This window comes from Paraburkholderia sp. SSBN10T, from assembly GCF_056619545.1.
The window spans coordinates 54,507-77,671 of the sequence record NZ_JBWQQI010000027.1 but is presented as its reverse complement, the minus strand read 5'-3'; the positions used below and the strand labels follow the sequence as shown (position 1 = coordinate 77,671).

Genomic DNA, 23,165 nt, shown 5'->3' with positions numbered 1-23,165 from the left:
CCGGTGAGTGTTCGTGGTCGTGAGGTCAGAGAAGGGTCATCGTGATCGTTGCGGTTGCCTGGATCTTGCCGGCCGTCGGCGTCACGCTTCCCACACGCAGCACCGTCGCGTTGAGTTCGAACGGCGACTGCATGCTGCCGCTCGGTGTGTGGACGAGCGTGCTGGTCGGATCGTTCGGCCTTAGGATCGTGCCGGAAGACACTTCCTGCAGGCGGATCGCGAGATTCGTCGCACCGGTGTTCCTGAGCATGCTGGCGTTGTCGGTATCGGGTGTGCCGGACAGCGCCGCGGTGATCGACACGGGCGGCGTCGGACCGGTGCAGAGCACGGTGAAGTTGACCGGCTGGGTGGGGCCGGCCGTGGTCGAGACGTCGCTCGGACCGAACGTGCCGAAGTCGATGTTCAGCGTGCTGGTGTTGACCGAGCAGCTCGGCAGCACCTTGACGTTGATGCTGCCGCCGTTGATCACTAGCACGGTCTTGCCGTCTCCGTCGGCCTGGCCCGAACCTACGAGACCAAACTGAACGTTTTCGTTGCTGCCGATGTCGCCGGTCTTGATCAGTTCGATCCTGAACTGGGCGCCCGCGCCGAAAAAGCTGTAGACCACCTGGTCTGGTGCGTCGGTGCCCGGCGGTATCGGGATGGTGAACGGGATGGTCGATGCGGTGCCGCTCCCGCGGACGTAACTGAGCCGGAAGCCGATGCCAGGCACATTGGTGTTGTAGACATCGGTCAGGCTGGAAGGTGTTGCTGTTGCACCGACGAGATTGATGACCAGCGTGCCGCCGTTCGTACATGTCATCATGGCCGTCCGAACGGGAAGTGCGGTGGACACGCCTGTCGCGATTACGGAACCGACCGGAAGGTCCGGATCGATCGAAACCGAGGCGTCCTGGAACAGGACGTTAGCCTGCACCTGCTGTTCGCCGGTGTCGCCGTCGTGCGCGATAGAAGTAATATCCTCGGGGCTAAGCTGGAGACAGGTTGCGGACGCAATACGCGAGATGCCGAAGCTGATCAGGAGAAGAAGCTGGACGATTTTTTTCATTGGAACCTGTTTCGTTGACCGGCGTACCGTATGGGTTGATGGGAATGAAGCTTGGGCTGTTCCGGCGCAAGCGGCGTCAGTTGTCGATCTCGTCCCATTGGGCAAGCAGGTCGGCCGGGATGATGTGGGCGAGTTCGGAGAAGCGCTTGCCGACCATTCGCTCCGACTGACGCAGAAGGACGATGACAGGGCTGCTCGGTTCGTTCTGCTCGAACCAGACGCGCGCCTCCTGAATGGCCGCGAGCACGCTCCAGCGATCCACGGGCGCAGCGGCGGTCATCGGCGCCGCGCCGGGCACGTCGGGCAGCGAGGCCGGCGCAATCGTGGCGGCTCCCGCGATCGTCACAGCGGCAGCCGCAGCAGCAGGCACGGCATCGCCAACAGGTTCTGCTGCCGGCTTTGCGGCGGCGGGGACCACCGCGCCGTTGCCATCGAGCTGGGATTGAGCGAACGGCTGCAGCATTTTCGACAGTGCGCCCAGATCGGGCGCATCGGCGCGGAGCGTCTCGTTACACCATGCGGCGATGCGCTCGATCAGGCGCTGCGCTTCGACGAATGCCGCGATCGTTGGGTCGCGTCGCGCCCACAACTCCTTGAGCAGGCGGTTGACCGATTCGGGCGCGAGCGCGTCTTTCTGCCGTGGCGTCGCAAAAGATTTTTCGATATCGCGCAGATGCAGCTTCAGGCCCGCGGCCCGCGGCATGGCGATGTCGCGCGTATCGCTCAGTGCGCCGTCGGGGTCGGCGAGAGCGGCGATCGCGTTTGCGTACATGACCGGGTCGCGCTCGTTCTCGAACACGGGCAGTGGATGAAGCGCTTCGCCATAGCGCTCGAACATGGCCTTCAGGATGGCCAGCCCGTCGCGCAAACCGACCGCGCCGTCGAGCCGGACCCGGCAGCGCAGCAGGGTCACGGCGAGACGGATGTCCTTCGTGCGCAGCAGCAGTGCGCGGCAATCGCGTTCGATTTCGGCCCAGTTGGCGGGCTGCGGCGTATCGACGAAATCGCCGTACTGTGCTTCGACTCGCGGGGCCGCGGCGGCTTGCAGCATCACGAAGGCCGGATCGTATTCGAGATCGGGGCCGCAGGGTGCGTCGGCGGAAACCGGTTCAAGCAGGTCCGCATAACGCAGGATGGCGGTGTCGGCATGGGTGTTCATACGGAACTCCGGGATCAGTCGTTGTACTGCTCGGGCTCGAAAACCATGCCGACGACCGGCCGGTCGTCCATGGATTCGCCGAGCCAGGTGGAATAGCCAAGCCTTTGCGATGTGTCGGCGCGAGCAGGCGGCGCCGCGCGCGGCTTGACGAGCAGCTTGACCTCCCACGCGTATTCGTGACCGACGAAGGCCCGCACCGCTTCGACGAACGTGGCCAGATCCTCGCCATGCGGGGTGAGGCGCAGGTACTGGTCGAGGTCGAGCGGACCCACCACGAGGCGGAACTTGTGCTGCCGGTCGGGGATCGCCTCGCCGAGCAGCGCGCCGTCGCCCATGATGGCCGCGGGTCCCGGCACGCCGATCCTGGTGTGCTCCGCATTGGACAGGTAGATCCAGTGCGAAACGAATTCCTCGACCATCATTTGCATACCGAAGTATTGCGACAGCGTCGCGGCCATGCCGTCGGGATTGCGCGCCTCGCGCACCAGGTGCGCCGCCGCGCCGTAACGTGCGTGTGCCGGCAGGCAGGAGCGCCGCGCTTCGACCGGGTCGACGCCGCTCAGGCTCGCGATATAAAACGAGAACGTCTCGTCGTCCGGCCGGTCGAGCGACGCGGTGGTTTGCGCCGACGCCCACGCGCGATAGAACTGCGATAGCGCGCGATGATGGAACAGGTCCGTCAGGTGAACGAGTGCGTGATCCTGATGGCTTTCCACACGGCTGTAGGCCAGCTCGGTCATGTGCAGCGGCAGCGGCCCCTGCGGGCCCCACAGGCCGAGACCGAAAAGGCGGATGTCGAGGCGGCCGTTGCGGGTGGCGAGCGACGCAATCTCGCGCGGCGCGAACGCCATGGTTGGCTGCTGTCCGATCCGCAACGGCTCTTCGCGCGGCAGGTGCGCGGTGCCCGGCAGCGGCATCTGCGAGTCGCGCGCCGAGATTGCGCGCAACAGGCTCAGGAAGCCGGACTGCCACGGCACGCGCGGATCGAACCAGGCGTCCAGCGCCTGCGGATCGAGCGGCGACACCGCATGTGTGGTGGCGGTCGTGTTCGGAGCGTCCATCTCTACACGGCTCCGCGTCCGCCCATGCGCGGTTGCCAGCGCGTGACGAGGCCGCGTTGCATCGAGCGGAGTTCGGTTTCGGTGAACACGTTGATCGAGACGTGACGGGCAAGGTAATGTTCGAGCACGAGGCCGAACAGATACGGACTGATGCCGGAGAAGCCGGTTTCGTCCACCGTCAGTTCGCAGCGCACGCCGCGCCCGTAGACCAGCAGCCCGTGGCCCGGCAGCCGCCGGACCACCGGCTCGGTTTGCGCGCCCACCAGCGCCTCTATCTGGCGGGCCTGGTCGCGCTCGCCCGGCGCGATGAAAAGGCGCAGCATGTTGCGCAGTGCCTGTCCGCCGCTGCCGTGATCGAGTTCGGCGAGCGGCATGTAGTTGAAGCTCAACTGGCGGATCAGACGCCAGGCCGTTTCGCCGCTCGCGTAAGGCGCGCGCGGTGCGCTCGGCGGATGCACGAGCCGCACGCCCTCGATCGGCACCGAGTCGGACATCGTGAGATCGGTCTTGCCGTTACGCGGAATGAGGCGCGGCAGATCGCGGTTCGTGACCCAGGCCTCGACCGACAGATAGCGGATGTCGTCGGGATACGGCGCTTCGGCCTGATCGACGAGCGATACGTAAACCTCAGTGCCGATGTACGGGGTACGGGTGCCGTACTTGCGGGCGTTGGTCGACAGCGCGCGCTGCTCGCGGCGCACCGAAAAATAGCGGCCATAGTTGCCCACGTCGCTGTGCAGCGTTTGGTAAAGCGGATTGAATTCGACTTCCAGCGACGTCTCGGCTTTCTGGCCGAACACGCGCGACACCGAAAAAATCTCGTAGTCGAGCGGGCGCGTGCGGTCGCCGAGCAGATGGAAATCGGTCTGTGCACGGTTGACTTCGACACGGTCGGTGCGCTTGCGGAACAGATTGACGACCGGCGTGCAGAACAGCAGGAAGCGCGACGCGTCGACGTGCGTGGCCAGTTCTTCCGGCAGACGGTCGAGCAGCAGCACGACCTCCGCTTCATTGCTGTCCACTTGCGCGAGCCCCGGCGCGAGCTGCGTCAGCGCAAAGAAATAGAAGCGCTGGCGGCACGCGAAGTATTCCTGCAGCAGATTGTGGCCGTGGAATACGTTCCACGGCAGCGGCAGCACGCCTTGGTCTGCCTGCAGGCCTTCGAACTCGACCGGCGTGTTGGCGACCACGTGCCCTTCGCCGCGCGCCGCGCCATGCGTGCGCACCACCGAAGCGACACTGCCGGCGTGGATCAGCTCGAACAGATGCGAAGCGATGCGTTCGTCGCCGCCGATGTAGACCGGCAAGCGGTCGAAGTGCGTCATCTGATTGAACTTCACTTCACCGGTCGTGCGCAGCCGTAACCGCAACGCGCCGCGCAGTTGCAGATGCGGCAGCAGGTGGCGGTCGGTGTTCGGGATGTCCGGCGGCACGGCCGTGAGTCTTGCTTCGGCAACCTCGATCGGCCACAGCGTCACATCCTGGCTGCTGCGGAATTCGCACGCTGTCTGCTCGCCGGGCGGGATCGCCGAGCGCAGCATGCTGTGGCGGGGTACCTTCAGGCCCTTCGTAAAATCGCCTTCGCGCAGGCTCGGCTGCAATTGCGCGACGGCGATCGACGGCGTGGGCGCGACGTAGTTCGGGTAGACCACTTCGAGCAAGCGCTGCGTGAAGCGCGGAAACTCGGCATCGAGCTTGATCTGCGTGCGCGCCGACATGAAGCAGAATGCCTCGATGAGCCGCTCCACGTAGGGGTCGGCGACTTCGATGCCTTCCATGCCGAGACGGCGCGCGATTTTCGGGTGCTGAGCGGCGAATTCGCCGGCCATCTCCCGCATATACGTCAGTTCGCGGCTGTAGTAATCGAGAAATTGCGGATCCATGTCAATGCTCTGCGCGTGAATCCAGATCGAGCGTGATGTAGTTCATCTCGATGTCGAATGCGCTCTGAATGCGGAATTCGAGGGGGTAGGGCGACCAGTGCATGAGCCCATGAATCTCGAACATCAGCTTGTTGTAGCGGACCGGGTCTTTGCTGTTGAGCGGCCGGATGCGCAGCGACTCGGGAAGCAGGCGCGGCTCGAAGCGGACGATCGCCGTGCGGATCATCTTTTCGACGGTTTCCCAGTTGCGCTCGGTGAGGTAGCTGCCGGACAGCGCGGGAATGCCGTAGTTGATCACCGAAGCCGCCACCGCCGGGTAGCGCGCCGTGTCCAGCTCGTCGTCGAGGCTCGTGGTGTTGAGCAGCAGGTTCAGGTCGCGCTGGATGATGCGGCGCATGCCGGCGCTGTCGGGTGCATAGGCGTCGGGGCGCTCGCTGCGCCGCGCGGGCGCATCGTCGAGCAGACGGTCGATCAGTGACGGCATGTACGCTTGCCGGTGCGGAGTGTCGGGCGAGCTCATGTCTGCTCGTCGTGCATGAAGCGGCATTCGTTGATTTCGAGCAGACCGAAATCGCCCTTGTCGGTGCTCCATGTTTTTTGGCCGAGCGCCATCACCGTGGTCTCGCCGACATCCTTCCAGGTGGTTTCGCGCGCGAGCTTGATGGCGTTCGGGCCGCTTTCCGAGCCGGGATAGCGCACCGGCAGGTAGCCGCGCAGCACCGTGGTGTCGCGCAGACTCACGACGGCGGAACGCCACACGAGGTCGGTTAGTGTGGCAACGGGGCCGAGCGTGAGCGACTTCATTTCGTCGAACGGCACCCAGCGGTAGCCGCCTGCGACAGCCAGCTCGCACACAGGTCCGAGCCGGCTATCGCTGTCGGTCAGCCACGTGAACGCGCCCATCTGCGTGCTTTCGCCGCGCGTCGTCGGTGCGTCGTCCAGGGCAGCGGCGCGCAGCTCGTCGGCGGCGGCGAGGTTGCCTTCACCAAGCTTCAGGTTGGCTTGCGCGAGCGTATTCACCCAGGCCGGCAGCGGATTGATCGAACCCGGCGTACGCAGGCCGGCGAATATTTCGGTGCGGAACATCTCGCTCTGGATCAGCCCACGATACATTTGCGCACGCGCTTCGCCCTCGGGCTCCAGCGTCGCCCATGTCTGCAGTTGCCGCAGCGCGCGCTCCCAGTCGCCGTCGAGGCACAGCAATTCGAACAGCAGCCAGCGTTCGCGCACACTCGACGGATGCCGGCGCACGCTGTCCATTGTCTGTTCTTTCAATTCGTCGAAGGTCTGCGTGTTCAGCAGACCGTGAAGCGTCGGGGCGTCCGGCGAGGACAGCTCAGTGGTGACTTTCATCTGGAGGCTCGAGTTCGTCGTATTCAATGGGATCAGGCATGGCCATGTGGCTGTCCACGCTGATCATGTGGTGTTCCTCACGCGCTAGCTGCGCGGCCTGGCCCGAGCGGCGCGCGGGGAGGCCGCGCGGCGCGAGCAGCGAGAGGATTTCGCGCCGTTCGTCCGCCTCGAAGAGCTGCCCGGCGCCGAAGGTGTCGAGGCTGTCGAGCAGCGTGTCGATGTTCTTGCCCTTCGTCAGCAGATCGAGCACCGATGCTTCGGCATGCGGATGATTCGCGAGGTCGGCGAACGCGTCCTGCGGCGCCGTGATGACCGGGACGTTGTGGTCCACGGTCGCCGTCTTCAGCTCGTGCGCGTAGCCGCTCTTCTGGCTCAGCAGCGCCTGCCGGTATTCGCGGGTGAGCGCGACGAGCGGATTGGTCTCGTCCACGTCGTCCGCGAGGAGCATCGAGGCGCTCTCCTGTTCGTCGCCGGCCGCGAACGGTCCGGCAAGCGCGATCAGGTCGCTGAAGTCCTGCGGTCCCGCGAGCACGGGCGCGACCGCGTCACGCTCGCCGGCGGGCGGATGGTCCGCGCAAGCGTCGCCGCCCCTGGTCATGCGCGCTTCGCAACCGGCAATCGCGGCGCCTGACGGAGCATCGGACGAAGCGGCCAGCACAGGCTCGACGGACATGACGGTCCTTGCGAGCATCCTGAGCTTGTCTGCTTCGAAGGGCGAGTTATCCCAGCGAGCGCGATACTCGGTCATGGCCGGCCTGATCGGTGAGCGGGAAAAATTCTGCCGGTGAAAGTTGCATTCGGGGAGACTCTCTTGCTACGGGAAATACAAAACCGCCGGCAAAGAATGCAGGCTGAGGTGCGCGCGATGACGATGAGTTGCGTTACGGAGCAGATGGTACTTCGCGGGTTGTGGGCGGAATATGGGCGATGGCCCAAATACAGGCTGGAATCGAGAGGCTATTCTTTGCCGCACGCTCCGTCCGGATGTCCTTTGGACGTTTTGGGACGCGTCCGCACGAGCGGATCCGGACATCAACTCCAAGCCTCATCATTTGCTACGTCATCATGTCTATTTCACGTCACGCGCTGTTCGGCAAGCTCGGCGCGACGCTCTTCAGGAGTATCGAATCCGCTACGACCTTTTCCAAGCTGCGCGGCAATCCGTATATCGAACTGGTGCACTGGCTGCACCAGTTGATGGCGCAGCCCGATAGCGACCTGCATCGCATCGTCAGGCACTGCGACATCAGTCGCGAACTGCTCGACCGGGACATGCAGGGCGCGCTGGCCGCGCTGCCGTCCGGCGCGAGCGCGCTCAGCGACTTCTCGCATCACGTGGAGACCGCGATCGAACGCGCCTGGGTGGTCGCGACGCTCGCGTTCGGCGACCGGCGTATTCGCGGTGCCTGGCTCGTGGCCGCGCTCGTCGAAACGCCGGAACTGCGGCGCGTGCTGTTTTCGATATCGCCTCTGTTCGCCAAGATTCCGGTCGACGGTCTTCACGACGCGCTGCCGGCCTGGATCGCCAGATCGCCGGAAGCGGACGATGCACCGTACGACCAGAGCGATTTTTCATCTGCAGTGCCAGGCGAGGCGTCCGGTGCGATGGCGGCGCCCACGAAGGGCGCGGCGCTCGCGCAGTTCTGCACGGACCTGACCGCGCGTGCGCGCGCTGGCGAGATCGATCCGGTGGTGGGCCGCGAGCTCGAGATTCGCACGATGGTCGACGTGCTGCTGCGGCGGCGCCAGAACAACCCGCTCCTGACCGGTGACGCCGGGGTTGGCAAGACCGCGGTCGTCGAAGGGCTGGCGCTTGCGATCACGGTCGGCGACGTGCCGCCGAAGCTCGCCGATGTGCGGCTCCTGAGTCTCGACGTGGGCGCCTTGCTCGCGGGCGCGAGCATGAAGGGTGAGTTCGAGGCGCGTCTGAAATCCGTGCTCGAGGAGGCGGTGAAGTCGCCGGCGCCGGTCGTGTTGTTCGTCGACGAGATCCATACGCTGATCGGCGCGGGTGGCCAGGCCGGCACCGGCGATGCGGCGAACCTGCTCAAACCGGCGCTCGCGCGCGGCACACTGCGCACGATCGGCGCGACCACGTGGGCGGAATACAAGCGGCATATCGAGAAAGATCCGGCCCTCACGCGCCGTTTCCAGGTGCTGCAGGTTGCCGAGCCCGAGGAACCGGCCGCCATCGACATGGTGCGCGGTCTTGCGTGTACGCTCGCGGAGCATCACGGCGTCGTCGTGCTCGACGAGGCGATCCGTGCGGCCGTCACGCTGTCACATCGCTATATTCCGTCGCGTCAGTTGCCGGACAAGGCGATCAGTTTGCTCGACACCGCATGCGCGCGCGTCGCCTTGTCGCAGCACGCGGCGCCGCGTGAATTGCAGCGAATTCGCGAGCGTCTGCAGGCCGCCCGCGTCGAGTCCGAGATGCTGAGCAACGAGGCGCGCATCGGTCTCGGCAACGACGGTGCACTGACACTCGTCAACGAAGGCATCGCACGGCTCGAAGAAGAGGAACGCACGATCGAGGCCGCCTGGCTGGCCCAGGCCGATGCGGCGAAAATTCTGACGAGCGCGCGCGACGCGCTCAAGGAGACGGCTGAAACAGACGCGCCGCCCGGCGTCGATAGGTCGGTGGACGCTTTGCGCGACCTGGAAAAGACGTTGTTGACCCTGCAGGCGGACAGTCCGCTCGTGTTTCCCGAGGTCAATGAGGCGATCGTCGCCGGGATCGTGTCGGACTGGACAGGCATTCCGGTCGGACGCATGGTGACCGACGGGGTGGCCGCCGTTCAGGTGCTGCCCGCGACCCTCGCCGCCCGCGTGATTGGCCAGCGTGAAGCGCTGCAGCAGATCGCCGAGCGTGTGCAAACCGCGCGCGCCGGTCTCGCGGATCCGCGCAAGCCGCTCGGGGTCTTCCTGCTCGCGGGGCCGTCCGGCGTCGGCAAGACCGAAACGGCGCTTGCGCTGGCGGAGGCGTTGTATGGCGGCGAGCAGAACCTCATCACGATCAACATGAGCGAGTATCAGGAATCGCACACGGTCTCCGGACTCAAGGGCGCTCCGCCGGGATACGTGGGCTACGGCGAGGGCGGCGTGCTGACCGAGGCGGTGCGCCGGCGTCCCTATTCGGTCGTGCTGCTCGACGAGATCGAGAAGGCACACGGCGACGTGCACGAGATGTTCTACCAGGTGCTCGACAAGGGCTACATGGAAGACGGCGACGGACGCTACATCGACTTCCGCAACACGACCATCCTGATGACGAGCAACGTCGGCTCCGAGCTGAGCGCAAGCTTGTGCGCGGACGAGATGCTCGCGCCCGATATGGACGGCCTGCGCTCGGCACTCGCGCCGGAATTGCTGAAGGCGTTCCCGGCCGCGTTCCTTGGCCGGGTGACGGTGGTGCCGTATCGTCCGCTTGGCCAGGAATCGCTCGCGCAGATCGTGACGCTGCATCTGGATCGCGTGGTCCGGCGCATGGCGGAAAACAACCGGATCGAACTGGCCTTTGCACCGGGTGTGGTCGACTACGTCGTCGGACGCTGCCTCGTGCAGGAAACCGGCGCGCGGCTGCTGATCGGTTTCATCGAACAACATGTGCTGCCGCGTCTCGCGCGGCAATGGCTCGATGCATTCGCCTCGAAAAACGTGCTCTCGCGTATCGAGATCGACGTGGCCGATGTCGCCGCGGCACCTGCCGACGCGTTGGTGTTCCGTTCGTCGAGCGAGGTGCAGCCGTAGTTGATCGCTTGGCGATAGTCGTGACGTGAGCGGTCGACTGACTGGTCACAGGACGCTGCTTTCATCGACCAGCCGTTTCAATTCTACGATCAGCGCATTGCACCGCTCTTCGAGGATCGCCCAGTCTCCCTGCTCGCACAGTGTCTGCAATGACGCGCACTCGCAGGCGGCATCGTCGTATCCCATGATCGACAGCGAGCCCTGCAGCCGATGCAGGCGGCGCCTCAAGCCCTGACGGTCGCGCGTCTGAAGCGCTTGCGCGAGTTCAGGCCACACGGCATTGCAGCTTTCCACGAACGCGCCGCCCAGTGCGAGATGCAGCGGGTCCGCGGGCCTGTGCTGCACGCCGCCTTTCTGCGTTGACGGCTGCGTCGCCACTTTCTGCGGGATCGCGCGCTGCACATCGTCGAGCGCGCGGCGCAGATCGTCGAGCGATATCGGCTTGTGCAGCGTGGTCGAAAAGTCCACTGCATCGGTGTCGATATCGGCTGCGGCGAGAGCGGTTGTTGCGATGACGACCGCCGTGGCGTCGAGTTTGCGGATTTCTCCCAGCAGTTCGATGCCATCCAGATACGGTATGTGGAGGTCAGTGAACGTGATGTCGGGGGGCTGTTTACGCCACTCGTTGAGCGCTTCGCGGCCATTGTGCGCAATGCGCACGCGCGTGTAGCCGAGCGTAGCGAGTTGATGTTCGATCAGCGTGCGGCTTACGGGGTCGTCTTCGACGACCAGCAAATCGAGGGCGGTATTTTCCGGCGCCGGTGCGGTCAGGTTCGATTTGCGCGTTGCCGCCGGCTCGGGTGGTTCAGGCGGGCTGAGCGCAGTGGTCCCGGTCAGTGCCGATAGCGCGGCCAGCAACGCACGGCTGGACAGCGACGTGACGTCGATACGATCGCCGTTGCGCTGCGGCGTGAGCGGGCAATCGGGCGCCGTGCGGATGGTGCCGAGAATCGGAGGCGGCGCGAGCTCGCCGGCGGAGGTCATCGCGTGGCGCGGATCCTGCACCTTCGCGACCAGACGCATCGTCGGCCTCGTCCCGGCATCGCTGCGCTCGTACACGGTGGCGCCCCACGCCTGAACGCGCTTTGCCAGCATGTCGCGCCACACGGGCTGATCGCATGCGATATCGACGCTCATGTTCGCAAGCTGCCGCGTCCCGCTCGCCGCTTCCAGCACCTTGAACGGCAATTCGACGCGGAAGACGCTCCCTTTGCCAGCTTCGCTGGCGAGCGTCACGCGTCCGCCCATCAAGCCGACGAGATTGCGGCACAGGAACAGCCCGAGACCGCTGCCGCCGAACCGGCGGCCGATCGTGTCGTCGGCTTGCGTGAGCGGCTCGAAAATCGTTGTGTGCAACTCGGCCGGAATGCCGATGCCCGTGTCGGCGACCTCGAAGCGCACCCACGCCTGTTGTGCCTCCTCGTGCAGCAACGTGACGGACAGCGTGATCGAACCCTCCTGCGTGAATTTCGCCGCGTTGCCGACGAGATTCTGCAGCACCTGGGTGAGCCGCTTTTCGTCGCCTTCGACCTGGATGTCAAGTGCTGGATCGCTCAGACAGTACAGCTCGACGTGCCGGCCGACAATGTTCGGCGCGAAGGTTTGTGCGCAGTGCTCGACAATCTCATTGATGCGCATTGGCGCAACACTGATCTTCAGTGTGTTTGCCTCGATGCTTGTCACGTCGAGAATGTCATTGGCGAGCGAAAGCAGGTTGTTCAGCGTGCGCTGGATCGTGCCGACGCGCTCGCGCTGTTCGGCCGCGAGCGACGCATGCCCGAGCAGCTCGAGGTTGCCGATCGCGCCGTGCAACGGCGTCCTGACCTCGTGGCTCATCATCGCGAGGAACGCCGACTTCGCGCGGTTCTCACGGTCGGCTGTCTGCTTCGCTCTCGTCAGCAGGATCTCGTTCGCCTTGCGTTCATTAATGTCGACGAGGCCAAGCAGGATCACGTTGCGCCCGAGGAACCGTGTGTGTGACGACGCCACGCCGAGATACGCCGTGCGGCCGCCGGAGATGACCCAGTCGATTTCTACGAATGTGTGCGCCGGACCATCGTTCGACGCAATCTCGGCTTCATACCGCTCATGCATGAGCCGGTTGTAGAACCGCTGGCTCGCGCCGGGGCGCGCCGAGTCGAGCATGCTCGTCGCGATCGCGTTCTCGAGCAGGACTTCGCCGCTGGGCAACGCATAGACCATGACGCCGATGGGAAGCGTATCGACGATCGACTGGTTGAACTGTTCCACTTCAATGGCTTTCTGCACCCGGAGCTGCAATGGAGTCGCGACATACCGGTTGAAATAGAGTGCGAAGACCCACAGCGACAGCATGACTGCGAGGTACAGCAGCATTGCGGTCAGATACCGCTTTCGCTGGCTGTCGAGCACGTCCAGCCAACCGAATGCGCTGACCGCAATCCATTCGGGGCCGGGAAGGCGCTGTGTGATGAAGAACGTGCCGTCGTGGTACTGCACCTTCATGTCCGGTGTCGCGCTCGCCAATTGTGGGCGGCTGGCGAGTAGCGTCTGAAGCAGATGCCTGCCGATATTGATCTGGCTGTCGCCGAGAGCCTCGCTGGCAGACGCGTCGAACAAGATGAAGCGCGACGCCGGGGGACCGCGCATCAGGTACTGCTGAAACTGATCAGTCGGCATCGACAGTGCGATGGTCGCCAGATGTTCGTCGCCGTAGAAGATTGGCAGGACGATCTGGACTGTCGGCGGGGCGGTTGACGCGCCCTGTGTGTCGACGGTGCCGGATTGAGGCGCCCACAACAGTTGTTGCGCCTGCATTTGCGCAACGGACTTGCCCGCCAGCAGCGAGTTCACCGAAGCCATTCGCGCGGCGATGAAGCGCTTTGCGCCGATGCGGCGCGCGTCGGCGAGATCGGTGTCGGGAAGCGGCGGGACAGCGGCGGCGAACGTGCCGTCCGGCGAAAAGACTTCCGCCGATAGCGTGATGCCTGGTCTTTGCGCGTCGAGGTCAGACAGGATCGACATCTCGCGGATGATCTGCAGCATTACTGAGAGCCGTTGGCTGTCGTCCGGCTGCGTCAGCGTGGTGACGATGGAAAAGGGCATGGACGTCAGGTCGTGGCCTGAAATCGCGGCGCCGTTGCCGGCAGTCAGAACCTTGCGATAGCGTTCGAGAGGCGGTGTCGATTGGCCGTCCATATGCCAGCGGCTTTCCAGCAGATCGACGAACTGCATCAGCCGGGCCGAAAGACGATTGGCTTCCAACGCGACAGTTTGCCGCTTCCCGCTGAAAAGCGTGATTTGCTGATCGCGATATTGTGTGAATGCATCGATGCCGGACAGGACGATTGCCACCGCAATGACAATGGACAGCACCGTGACGGAACCGAACAATATCCGTTTGTTATAGCGGCTAAATTTGGCTAAGGTCTGTCGTGGCATTCAGGAGTCCCCTTGATAGGGAATCGTTTTGCTGGCATTCGCGATACGCATGGCGTGCCAGATGTCATGGACATACGCTTGTTAGACGCATGATCGGAGGGTTTGCGCGGCTCGTGCTGCATCGCACGAAAAACCAGCATGATACCGGCGGTTGTGTAGGAGCGCTACATGTACCGCGTGGGCGGATGAGTTCGTTTATTGCATGCGATGATCGACTGGAACGCCACACTCAGCCAGCAACGGAATCCCCACGACGGCGCTGTCGACTTGCTGATAAAAGACAGCACACCAATCTCGGGAAAACCCGGCCATGGGCGGGAGCGGCTGGCACCTTACCAACGGTTACCCGTGGCTCGCTGCTCGTCGAGGTCGGCGACGCGGAACGGGCACAGGGGTAAAATGCTAGGTAAAGCACGGCAGGGTGGCCTGCATACGAATACGGAGACCTGATGAGTCAATTGGACTGGTATCTAACGGCGAATCTGAAAGCGCGCCACTTGCGTTTGATCGTAGCGGTGAATGATTTTCGTAATCTGAGTGAGGTTGCGTCGAACTCTTTCATCACAGTGTCTGCGGTCTCAAAGGCACTGAGCGAAATTGAAAGCGCGCTTGGTGTCAAACTCTTTGAACGTACCGTAAGCGGATTGCGGCCGACGGCATACGGTGAATGTGTTGTCCGTCATGCTCGTATTCTGCTCAGTAACCTGGGTCGCGTGGCGGAGGAGATCAAAGCGCTGCAGACGGGGCAGGCGGGCAAGGTCCATGTCGGCGCGTTGCCCGGTTTGATTCCCACGATCATGCCGAAGGCGCTCTCGCTTCTCAAGCGGCAGTCGCCGCATGCCAACGTGTCGATATTCGAGGGGCCGATGACGACGCTGTTGCAGGAGCTACGCCGGGGCGAGCTGGATCTGATTATCGGACGCCTGCCTAATCAATCGGTGATGGTCGGATTGCAGGGAAAGGTTCTCATGTATTCCATGGTCAAGCTGGTGACCGGGCCAAATCATCCGCTGGTTGGTAAAGAGAATCTGCAGTGGAAAGATCTCGAGGACTTCCCATGGGTTCTTCCTCCGCCTGGGTCGTTGCTGCGAGAGCCGATCGAAAGCACGTTTGCGCGTAATGGCATGTCTATGCCGCTCAACTACATCGAGACACTCTCGACTCATCTTATCCGAGCCTACATTCAATCTGAGGACGCGATCGCGCTCTACACGATCGATATCCAGTATCCGTACGCTGAGGTAAGTCCGATCCATGTCTTGCCGTTGGACCCTGGTTTTGTCAGATCTCCGCTCGGCGCCGCCTGGAGAGCAGACAAACCGCTCGTGCCCAGTGCGATGCTTATGCTGCGCTGTCTTGAAGAAGTCAGTCCGTTGCTGGTGTCGACCGAAGTGGAGGGTGTGGTTGCTGCAGTGAACGCAGAGCAACGGTAATTCACGCTTGCCGTCGACCCTCGTATATTCCCTGGGTTTTACCATCTGGTTAAAGCTGAAGTAATTTTCTTCAATCGACTGGATAGCAACTCGCTGGCAACATCCGGATCGCTCAATAGCTGGGCATTCAGGAGAGACGCATGTCAGCAAAGGTTCACCTCAAGATCGCAATCGCCGACCATCCGCAAACGTCAGGTGTCCGCAACGGCTCCATCCCCATCGAGGGCGTGGATGCCGAATTCGTCACTGTTAAACCGCAGATCGGGGCGTTCAGGCGGATGGTGCGTGACGTCGAGTTCGACGTTTGCGAGCTGGCGCCCACAACCTACATCATTGCCCGGGCATATGGCGCACCGTTTGTCGCGCTGCCGATCTTCGTGGTGCGGCGCTTTCACCATGGTGGCCTGCTGGTTCGTCCCGACGCCGGCATCAAGACTCCGAAGGACCTGGAAGGCAAGAAAGTCGGCGTGCGCGCCTACTCGGTTACGACCGGTGTGTGGACCCGTCAGGTGCTGATCGACGAATTCGGCCTTGATGCGTCGAAGGTGACCTGGGTTGTCGATGATGAGGAGCACGTCACGCAGCTCAAGCTGCCGTCGAACGTTATTCATGCGCCGGCGGGTAGCTCGCTGGCCGACATGATGGCCAAAGGCGAACTGTCTGCGGGCTTTGGCGCGAATGCGGGCATCGGCCGCACCGGTGCGCCCACCGGCGGGTGGAAGGAAGTCGAGGCCGACTATCCCGATCTGCTGCCCAATGCAACCGAGCTAGAAACCGAATACTACGCACGCACGGGTGTCTACCCGATGCACGGCACGATCGTCGTGAAGGACTCGGTACTCGCCGAGCATCCGTGGGTCGCGAAATCGATCTTCGACGCGTTCACTAAGGCGAAACAAGAATGGTTGGCGCGTCTTGATGCAGGCGAGGGGCTCAGCGCCGGTGACAATAAATATCTGAAGCTGCGCAAGATCGTTGGTCATGATCCGCTGCCTTATGGCATCGAAGAAAACCGCAGAACCATCGAGGCGCTCGAAGCCACGGCCTTCAGGCAGGGGCTCACGCCGCGCCGAATGTCCACGAGCGAGTTGTTCGTCGATCCCCGCGTCTGAATTCCAAACGGCCTGGCAAATGTGCCAGGTGTCGGCTTCATTCTGAGCGGACGGCGATCTGAGCAAGTAACCGGGCTATACGCGCGAATGCGAGTAGTTGCCCGAGTTCACCGCGTGCCTCACTTTCCGGCGCTATCCTGCGGCGTCGCCTCGAGTCATTCCCAGGATTGATCATATCCACCTGCTTCCGGCTCTTGCCGAAAGCAGGTATCTTGCTTTGTCCAATCGTCCGACCGACGCGATTTTCGAAATCGCGACCTGCCCGCGTCATCGTGTGAAGTGAATTCCTTCATGAGCCGCCTGCTCAAAACGCTTTGTTCCGGTTAGGTGGTGAGCTTGACCATCCACTCAAGCCTCGACCAGATTATTTCAATAGACCTACGGCGAGAAGCTGGCAAAAATTGTAGTGCTTCAAATCAATAGCCAAACCGGAGACAACGCGATCCAGCTCGAGACGACAATCGTCTCTGGTGTGCGACAACAGTGGATCGCGGATTACTATCAGGAGACAGAAGGAGACTATGAACTACAAGATCGCTTTGTGCGCTTGCGTGGCGCTAACATATATTGCACCGGCCGGGGCTCAGGAAGTAGGTCCGAGCACCGTCACCTTATACGGGTCAATCGATCAAGGCGTGCAGTATCTCAGCCACACCGCCACCGGCAAGACTACTGGCGACGCTTTCCAGGTGGGTTCGGGGATGGCGACTTCCTTCTTCGGACTTCGCGGTACGGAAAATCTGGGCAACGGTCTGCAAGCCATATGGAATCTGGAGGGCGGCTTTTCGCCACAGAACGGCACCTCGAGCCAAGGGGGACGTTTGTTTGGACGGCAGTCGTACGTCGGCCTTGATGGACCCTACGGCCGCCTGACCTTCGGTCGCCAATACACCATGCGGTTTTATGCCATCTCGGCCATTAATCCGTTCGGCGACGGTGCGCAAGGGCTTACCACGCTGGACAACGGAATTGCGAATCCTCGCGCTGATAACGCCGTCAGCTACCGCGTCCACCTCGGTGGATTCGAGGCGGGAGTGAATTACAGTTTCGGGCGTGATGCTGTTGCGGCGACCCCGGTTAGCGCGGTCGCCACCAATTGCCCGGGCGAAACGACTCCCTACCTGGAATGCAAGGAATGGTCTGCATTGCTTAAGTACACCGGAAAAGCCTGGGGTGCAGCCACTGCCTATGAGCGTAACTATGGCGGCACGTCGGCGACTTACGGCGGTCTCACCTCGCCCAAGCTTTCCGACAGCCGGTTCGTCACGGGCGGCTACTTCAACGTACGTGGCGCCAGATTCGGCGCGGGCTGGATCTTGCGCGTCGACGAAGGGATCTCGACGCCGAGGAGCAACCTGGTCTGGGTGGACGGCGCCGTGCCGGTGGGCACGAGCTTTTCCATCGACGGCATGCTGGCGGACCTCAGATATGAGCATTCCCCCAACAAGGCACTGGTAGAAGTATTGCGAGGTGTCTACACGCTGTCCAAGCGCACATCACTGTATCTGACCGGTGAGCACATACAGAACGGTGGCAAGCTTGCCTATGCGGCGAGCACCATGTTGCCGGTCGAAGCCCCTCCGCCCGGTGGCTCGCAGATTTCCGTCATAGCGGGTATCCTGCATCGGTTTTGAACGCGGTACGGTGGAGGTTCGCGTATCGTCGTGCTGCACCCCAAAAGTTGAACGCCGATTCAACCTTTGGGGTGGTTTTCATGGTGAAGTACGACAAGCTGGGCAGACAGCGGACTCTTAGCGAATCTCTGGCTGGAGACGTTGATGCAACGTCTCCGGTTGCATCACACGCCATTGTTCCGGGCTGGGCGTTCGCCGAGCAGCTTTGCCGCATCTTTGGCCACCGACATATCTGCCACTGCGTCGATAGGCTGCTTCTGCTTCAAGGTGCCGAGGCCAATCTCCATGTCCTGCAAATAGGCGATGTCGTTGCCGGTCAGCGAGAGATCGCTGGAGTAAGGTCGCTGGATCTGATTGAAGTTCCAGACTGCCTGTGCAGAGGCTTTGTCGAATTTCTTCTGGACTCGCCTGCGCGCTTCGAAGAAGGCGTCATGCGCTGCCGGCGACATCAGGTAGTCGTAGAGTGCCCCATGAGCAGCCATGACCGCGACCATTCCCTCGTGCTTGTCCCTGAGCGCTGAATCGGAAGCATAAGCGGTCTGGAAGATGCATCTGGGCAGCGCCTCCCACATGTTGGCGCCGCTGATCGGCACCAACCCGTTCTCGTCGTTCAGATGCGAGACGCTAGAGCAGCAGGCATCGGCTTCGCCTTTCACGACCGCTTCATAGCATTCATCGTTACTTCCTTTGTCGACGAAATTCACCTGCGAAGCGTCGATGTTCGCTTCTCGCAAGAGCTGCATCATCAGCATATGCAACAAACCCATGGCAGGGCCGACGGCGACCGACTTGCCTTTGAGATCGGCAAGCGTGCTGATGCTGTCGGGCTTCGCGAAGACCATCAGTGCGCACTTTCTCATTCCAGCACCGATGATCTTGACCTTGGCGCCTTGTGCGATTCGCGGTAGCACCATGTTGTAGCCTGACACCATGCAGACATCTGCGGCTCCTGCGGCGATCGCATCGAAGGGTCCGGTGGGCCCAGGAACCTCGACGATGAGCGCATTGGCACCGAATTGCCTGAGATAGCCTTGTTGATTCATCAACGTGTTCAGCGTCGCGTTTTCCAGGCCCGGGTTACTGACGACTCTTAGCTGGGTGGCGCTGGCCCTTGCGACATACGGCGCAGCAATTTGGCTCGCAGCAAGGCTCAGTCCGAAAAGCCCGGTGCTGCGCAAGAACCGGCGGCGGTTAAAAGTTTGCGTCATCTGAAGTCTCCGTACGCCGGGCAAATCGGCGAGGTGTAGTAAAGCCCGCCCCGGTTCCGTCGCCATAGCGAGGCCGTCGCGAACCGTGCGCGCCCAGACACGCCGCACGCGGACGGGAACCGTTCGTGTATCAACCTGGAGAGCACGTGCTTTGCTGCACCGTGTCCGGAGTCGTCAGGCGGCATGCGCATGGTGAAGGCCATGGGCGGACTATCATTAATTGCCAGCCCAGAATATCGGACTGCGAATTCATGGTCGATGAATCGTGTACACGTATGCCCTGCGCATCGTGACGTGCGTTGTTGCGCGTATCCGTGGCCGGACATACACTGCCTCTGGGATTGCGAGCAGAGAGGTCGACGTTAGCGGGAGAATCCGGATCTTGCATCCTGGTTGCGCTTCGGTCGATTGAATAAAACTACTTTAGACTTAACCAAATGGTAAAACCTGCGGAGGTACGCGACGTGTCGGAGCTCGATTGGTATCTCAAGATCAACGTGAAGGCGCGGCACTTGCGTCTGCTCGTGACGATCGACACATATCGCAATCTGACTCAGGTAGCCGATATCACTCACGTCTCCGTACCGGCCGTGTCCAAGTCACTCGCCGAACTCGAGCGGGGACTTGGACTGACGCTGTTTGAGCGTACTACGCATGGCATTGTGCCCACGGCGTATGGCGAATGCCTGATTCGACATGCGCGAGCGATATTGACTATCCTGCACCAGGCCACCGACGATCTGAAGGTCTTGAGCACGGGGACCGCGGGCAAGGTCCATGTCGGCATGCTGCCCGCCTCGGCTTCGGTGCTGCTGCCGCAGGCGCTTGACCTTCTGAAGCAGCGGTCGCCCGGTACCAATGTGATGGTGACCGAAGGGACCACAGCGTCGCTGCTGCCTGAACTTTGGCAGGGGCAACTTGACCTGGTCGTGGGGCGCCTGCCGCCAAAAGATACGCTTGGCAGCTTCGAGGAAAAGGAGCTTATCGAAGAGCCATTGACGTTGATGACGGGCTGTCACCATCCGTTGGCTCGCAAGAAGGTTCTGAAATGGTCGGACCTGCGTCCCTATCCCTGGATACTGCCGCCGCCCGGTTCGATACTGCGCGATCCGCTGGAGCGGGCACTCGAAGCGCACGAGGTGCCATTGACCAATAACTACATCGAGACGCTCTCGATTCACGTTGCGCGAGCTCACCTGAAAGTCTCCGATTGCATCGCCGTGATGGCCGGTACGCCTTTCAACGATACCTCCCAGGGTCTTCATACTCTGCCGTTGAGCCTGCCTCAACTGCTTCGGCCCGCGGGCGTGTTGTGGAACCGTAATCGCGGCCTGACGCCGAGCGCGGAACTGATGGTTTCGTGTCTGGAAGATGCCGCCCAGAGTCTGTCGACGGGCTCTAACAAAACGTCGCGCCGGGCGTCGACTCCGGCCAGGGCGAAGCGATTGCACCCATCCTCACGCGGGCGGTGAGCCGGTGGATGGAGCACTAGCCGCCTCCGGCATCGATCCAGCTACAAGGGGCGATCTGCCTAGACCATCCGGGTGCGAAGCCCTGCTTTGATGCCCTGAGTGCGCCGCCAGCGCCGGGCGTCTGCACCGGGGCATCCTGCCGTTCTTGCGACGGGTTCTGTTGGGTCGGCCGGAGTCTGTCATTATTCCTTCAAGCGACGCTTGAGCATTTGCTCAAGTCCAGCTCAGTTTTTATCAATTGACGCAAGGCGGTGCACTGGCAAAAATTCGGTGCATAGAGTCAATAATTAATAGCGAAAACGTGAACCACCATCGGTGGCGGCGGCCGTCTTCGGCGTGCTGTGATGATGGATCGCGCAACATTATCGGAGACATGCAGAACAATGAACTACAGGACCGCACTACGCACTTTCGCGGTGCTGATGGGTATTGCCACGACTGCGGTTGCTGGAGCGGCTCCTGGTCAGTCGGTTGAACAGTTTTATAGCGGAAAGACCGTAACACTTCTTGTCAGCGCCGATGCAGGCACACCAACCGATATTATCGCGAGACAATTTGCGCGCTTTTTCGTGAAGTACATGCCAGGGCACCCGCAAGCGGTGGTGATGAATGTGATCGGGGCCGGTGGCATGGTTGCAGCGGCTTCACTTCAGTCCAGACAGCCCAATGACGGCACCGTTATAGGTTTCCTTCAGCGTAATAATCTTTACATTCCGTTGCTTGATCCGAGGCAGAGCCGATTCGACCCGCGCAAAGTGAGGTGGCTCGGTAGTCTGAACAAAGTTGACTACTGCATGGTCGCGATGACCCGGTCTGGTGTAACCACCGCGGATGATCTGTTTAGAAAGAAAATGTTCAGCGGCGCGACCGGATTCTCCAACGAGGATCGAACCCTGCCGGCACTGCTGAACAAGTACCTCGGCACGAAGATAAGCATTGTTCCGGGTTATACGGGACGCGGCGAGGTCTATCTTGCGATGCAACGAGGCGAAGTCGATGGTTGGGCCTCGACCGTTGACGGACTGAAGCAGGGCGATCCGGTGCGGCTGCTGGCCAGCGGAAAGATGAAAGTGCTGCTGGAGCTTGGCTGGAAAAGTCCGCCGGAGTTCCCCGATGTTCCGAACCTGACCGCCTATATCACCAAACCGGAGGTGAAGGCCGTCTTCAATCTGTTCCTGTTGCCTTTCGAGGCGGGACGGCCAATCGCGGTCCCCGAGGGCGTGCCTCAAGATCGTCTTGCCGCGTTGCGTTCGGCTTTCTCAAAGACGATTGCGGATCCCGAGTTCGACGCGACGATGAAAAACGCCGGGTTTCCGGTCGATGCGATTGACGGGGGCGCAGTAGAACAGATCGTCAGCAAGTTGTACACCACGCCCGAACCGCAACTGGAGAGTGCACGCAAGCTCATCTTCAGTCCCGAATGACAGCAATCGACAGCAACCGGCGCGCGCGGGGCCCGGTTCCAACCCCGCGCGTTCCGGTCTGCTGCTGATATAGCCACGAGACTGTCATGCATCCGTTCTGGGCGTATGACGCAATGCTATTTAGAGGTGCGAATAAATGAAACATGAAATAATCGATATTCATCCACATATCATTTCGACGGACACCGTTCGCTATCCTATCGCTCCGCAGCATGGACATCGTTCGGACTGGTCTGCTACACGCGCGATCACGTTCGAACAGATGCTCGCTGAGATGGATGAAGCCGGGGTTGCGAAGGCTGCAATCGTACATTCTTCGACAACCTATGGTCACAACAACGCTTATGTAGCCGACTGCGTGGCGCAGCAGCCGAAGCGATTCACCGGTGTCTATTCCTTCGATCTGCTGGCGGCCGACGCACTCAATACTTTCGATTACTGGCTGGCCCATGGCATGGGCGGAATTCGACTTTTCACCGGCGGCGCGACGCATCAGGGTGATGGGAGCTGGCTGGTCGATCCGGCGACCTTCCCGATCTGGGAACGCTGTTCGGAGATCGGTATGACCATGGTGGTCCAGACGACGCTGACCGGTGTGCCGATGGTGGCCGAACTGGCGGCGCGCTTCCCTAACGTGAGGATCGCGGTCGATCACTGCGCCCGGCCGGTCCTCGAAGATGGGCCGCCGTATGCCGCCTGCGCGGAGCTGTTCGAACTGGCGAAATACGACAACGTCTATATGAAGATCACGCCACGTACCTTCGACCTGGCGCAGGCGGCACCGGGTGGAGCAGAGGCGTTTTTCCCTCACCTCGTGAAGGTGTTCGGCGCGGACCATCTTGCTTTTGGTTCGAACTATCCGGCTTCGGCGGGGCCACTCAGGAAGCTGATCGATCAGGGGCACGCCTGTTTCGCCTCGCTGAGCGAGGACGAGCGTGCCTGGGTCTGGGGCCGCACGGCCCAAATCCTCTATCCCGCTCTTTCTGGGCAGAGCCTGTAACGTGCCGAAGACAAAGGCGCGGGAGTGCCGGAAAGGGCGACCGTCAGCCACCGTCTCCTCACGTGCCTTCCCGGTCCCGTACCGGCCAGGTACTCGGGCGGCAACTATGCTTACGGTGGTTGCACCCGGCCTTTCGGAAGATGCACCATCTGCTACGATGCGCGCATCCTCGCCCCCAGCTGGCTGACAGAGTGGGCCTGCTGAGCTT

General features: G+C 62.0%; 16 protein-coding genes. 7 read left to right on the top strand and 9 right to left on the bottom strand.

Translation table 11 applies throughout. The features are described 5' to 3' along the window. Nucleotides 1–25: 25 nt before the first annotated feature. The 7 genes from AC1ECK_RS31130 to AC1ECK_RS31100 form a co-directional block, all read right to left on the bottom strand. Nucleotides 26–1,048, bottom strand: coding sequence for a fimbrial protein (locus tag AC1ECK_RS31130; RefSeq protein WP_480326174.1), 1,023 nt, complete (start codon nt 1,046–1,048; stop codon nt 26–28). Nucleotides 1,049–1,124: 76 nt separating this feature from the next. Beyond that, on the bottom strand, nt 1,125–2,207 hold the full coding sequence (locus tag AC1ECK_RS31125; protein WP_480326172.1) for a type VI secretion system protein TssA: 1,083 nt from the start codon (nt 2,205–2,207) through the stop codon (nt 1,125–1,127). Nucleotides 2,208–2,221: 14 nt separating this feature from the next. Beyond that, nucleotides 2,222–3,268 carry a type VI secretion system baseplate subunit TssG gene (tssG, locus tag AC1ECK_RS31120; RefSeq protein WP_480326170.1) on the bottom strand — a complete coding sequence of 349 codons (1,047 nt, stop codon included), beginning with the start codon at nt 3,266–3,268 and terminating at the stop codon, nt 2,222–2,224. Nucleotides 3,269–3,270: 2 nt separating this feature from the next. Beyond that, on the bottom strand, nt 3,271–5,151 hold the full coding sequence (tssF, locus tag AC1ECK_RS31115; RefSeq protein WP_480326168.1) for a type VI secretion system baseplate subunit TssF: 1,881 nt from the start codon (nt 5,149–5,151) through the stop codon (nt 3,271–3,273). A gap of 1 nt (nt 5,152) precedes the next feature. Next, a complete protein-coding gene (gene tssE, locus AC1ECK_RS31110; protein WP_480326166.1) occupies nt 5,153–5,671 on the bottom strand; it encodes a type VI secretion system baseplate subunit TssE in 519 nt (172 codons plus the stop codon). Beyond that, nucleotides 5,668–6,504 carry a type VI secretion system accessory protein TagJ gene (locus AC1ECK_RS31105; protein WP_480326164.1) on the bottom strand — a complete coding sequence of 279 codons (837 nt, stop codon included), beginning with the start codon at nt 6,502–6,504 and terminating at the stop codon, nt 5,668–5,670. The genes tssE and AC1ECK_RS31105 overlap by 4 nt, the downstream gene beginning before the upstream one ends. Then, complete coding sequence (locus AC1ECK_RS31100) at nt 6,488–7,252, bottom strand: TagK domain-containing protein (protein ID WP_480326162.1); 765 nt, start codon at nt 7,250–7,252, stop codon at nt 6,488–6,490. The genes AC1ECK_RS31105 and AC1ECK_RS31100 overlap by 17 nt, the downstream gene beginning before the upstream one ends. Nucleotides 7,253–7,569: 317 nt before the next feature. Between AC1ECK_RS31100 and tssH the strand changes: the two genes are divergently transcribed. Next, nucleotides 7,570–10,254: a type VI secretion system ATPase TssH gene (gene tssH, locus AC1ECK_RS31095; protein WP_480326160.1), complete on the top strand. Its 2,685-nt coding sequence runs from the start codon at nt 7,570–7,572 to the stop codon at nt 10,252–10,254. Nucleotides 10,255–10,299: 45 nt separating this feature from the next. On the opposite strand, the gene AC1ECK_RS31090 is transcribed toward tssH, so the two are convergent. After that, on the bottom strand, nt 10,300–13,674 hold the full coding sequence (locus AC1ECK_RS31090; protein WP_480326158.1) for a hybrid sensor histidine kinase/response regulator: 3,375 nt from the start codon (nt 13,672–13,674) through the stop codon (nt 10,300–10,302). A 449-nt stretch (nt 13,675–14,123) separates the two neighbouring features. Here AC1ECK_RS31090 and AC1ECK_RS31085 point away from each other — a divergent pair, with 449 nt between their 5' ends. From AC1ECK_RS31085 to AC1ECK_RS31075, 3 genes are all read left to right on the top strand, one after another. Beyond that, nucleotides 14,124–15,107 (top strand): LysR substrate-binding domain-containing protein, encoded by a 984-nt coding sequence (locus AC1ECK_RS31085; protein ID WP_480326156.1) that lies wholly within the window; start codon nt 14,124–14,126, stop codon nt 15,105–15,107. Between the two features lie 140 nt (nt 15,108–15,247). Then, entirely contained in the window at nt 15,248–16,219 is a 972-nt protein-coding gene (locus AC1ECK_RS31080; protein WP_480326154.1) for an ABC transporter substrate-binding protein, read from the top strand. Between the two features lie 521 nt (nt 16,220–16,740). Beyond that, nucleotides 16,741–17,853 carry a porin gene (locus AC1ECK_RS31075; RefSeq protein ID WP_480326152.1) on the top strand — a complete coding sequence of 371 codons (1,113 nt, stop codon included), beginning with the start codon at nt 16,741–16,743 and terminating at the stop codon, nt 17,851–17,853. Nucleotides 17,854–18,017: 164 nt separating this feature from the next. On the opposite strand, the gene AC1ECK_RS31070 is transcribed toward AC1ECK_RS31075, so the two are convergent. Next, entirely contained in the window at nt 18,018–19,061 is a 1,044-nt protein-coding gene (locus AC1ECK_RS31070; protein WP_480326150.1) for an ABC transporter substrate-binding protein, read from the bottom strand. A gap of 464 nt (nt 19,062–19,525) precedes the next feature. On the opposite strand from AC1ECK_RS31070, the gene AC1ECK_RS31065 reads away from it, so the two are divergent. The 3 genes from AC1ECK_RS31065 (at nt 19,526) to AC1ECK_RS31055 (ending at nt 22,957) form a co-directional block, all read left to right on the top strand. Continuing rightward, nucleotides 19,526–20,533: a LysR substrate-binding domain-containing protein gene (locus AC1ECK_RS31065; protein WP_480326148.1), complete on the top strand. Its 1,008-nt coding sequence runs from the start codon at nt 19,526–19,528 to the stop codon at nt 20,531–20,533. 383 nt (nt 20,534–20,916) lie between these two features. Beyond that, nucleotides 20,917–21,957: a Bug family tripartite tricarboxylate transporter substrate binding protein gene (locus AC1ECK_RS31060; RefSeq protein WP_480326146.1), complete on the top strand. Its 1,041-nt coding sequence runs from the start codon at nt 20,917–20,919 to the stop codon at nt 21,955–21,957. A gap of 136 nt (nt 21,958–22,093) precedes the next feature. Beyond that, nucleotides 22,094–22,957, top strand: a complete 864-nt coding sequence (locus AC1ECK_RS31055) for an amidohydrolase family protein (RefSeq protein ID WP_480326144.1) — start codon at nt 22,094–22,096, stop codon at nt 22,955–22,957. Nucleotides 22,958–23,165: the final 208 nt, after the last annotated feature.

Bases quoted from the DNA above. Each gene is read 5' to 3' on its own strand.
- AC1ECK_RS31075 (WP_480326152.1), top strand. From the start codon at position 16,741: ATGAACTACAAGATCGCTTTGTGCGCTTGCGTGGCGCTAACATATATT.
- AC1ECK_RS31125 (WP_480326172.1), bottom strand. From the start codon at position 2,207: ATGAACACCCATGCCGACACCGCCATCCTGCGTTATGCGGACCTGCTT.
- AC1ECK_RS31070 (WP_480326150.1), bottom strand. From the start codon at position 19,061: ATGACGCAAACTTTTAACCGCCGCCGGTTCTTGCGCAGCACCGGGCTT.
- tssG (WP_480326170.1), bottom strand. From the start codon at position 3,268: ATGGACGCTCCGAACACGACCGCCACCACACATGCGGTGTCGCCGCTC.
- AC1ECK_RS31085 (WP_480326156.1), top strand. From the start codon at position 14,124: ATGAGTCAATTGGACTGGTATCTAACGGCGAATCTGAAAGCGCGCCAC.
- tssE (WP_480326166.1), bottom strand. From the start codon at position 5,671: ATGAGCTCGCCCGACACTCCGCACCGGCAAGCGTACATGCCGTCACTG.
- AC1ECK_RS31090 (WP_480326158.1), bottom strand. From the start codon at position 13,674: ATGCCACGACAGACCTTAGCCAAATTTAGCCGCTATAACAAACGGATA.
- AC1ECK_RS31130 (WP_480326174.1), bottom strand. From the start codon at position 1,048: ATGAAAAAAATCGTCCAGCTTCTTCTCCTGATCAGCTTCGGCATCTCG.
- AC1ECK_RS31060 (WP_480326146.1), top strand. From the start codon at position 20,917: ATGAACTACAGGACCGCACTACGCACTTTCGCGGTGCTGATGGGTATT.
- tssH (WP_480326160.1), top strand. From the start codon at position 7,570: ATGTCTATTTCACGTCACGCGCTGTTCGGCAAGCTCGGCGCGACGCTC.
- AC1ECK_RS31105 (WP_480326164.1), bottom strand. From the start codon at position 6,504: ATGAAAGTCACCACTGAGCTGTCCTCGCCGGACGCCCCGACGCTTCAC.
- AC1ECK_RS31100 (WP_480326162.1), bottom strand. From the start codon at position 7,252: ATGACCGAGTATCGCGCTCGCTGGGATAACTCGCCCTTCGAAGCAGAC.
- tssF (WP_480326168.1), bottom strand. From the start codon at position 5,151: ATGGATCCGCAATTTCTCGATTACTACAGCCGCGAACTGACGTATATG.
- AC1ECK_RS31055 (WP_480326144.1), top strand. From the start codon at position 22,094: ATGAAACATGAAATAATCGATATTCATCCACATATCATTTCGACGGAC.
- AC1ECK_RS31080 (WP_480326154.1), top strand. From the start codon at position 15,248: ATGTCAGCAAAGGTTCACCTCAAGATCGCAATCGCCGACCATCCGCAA.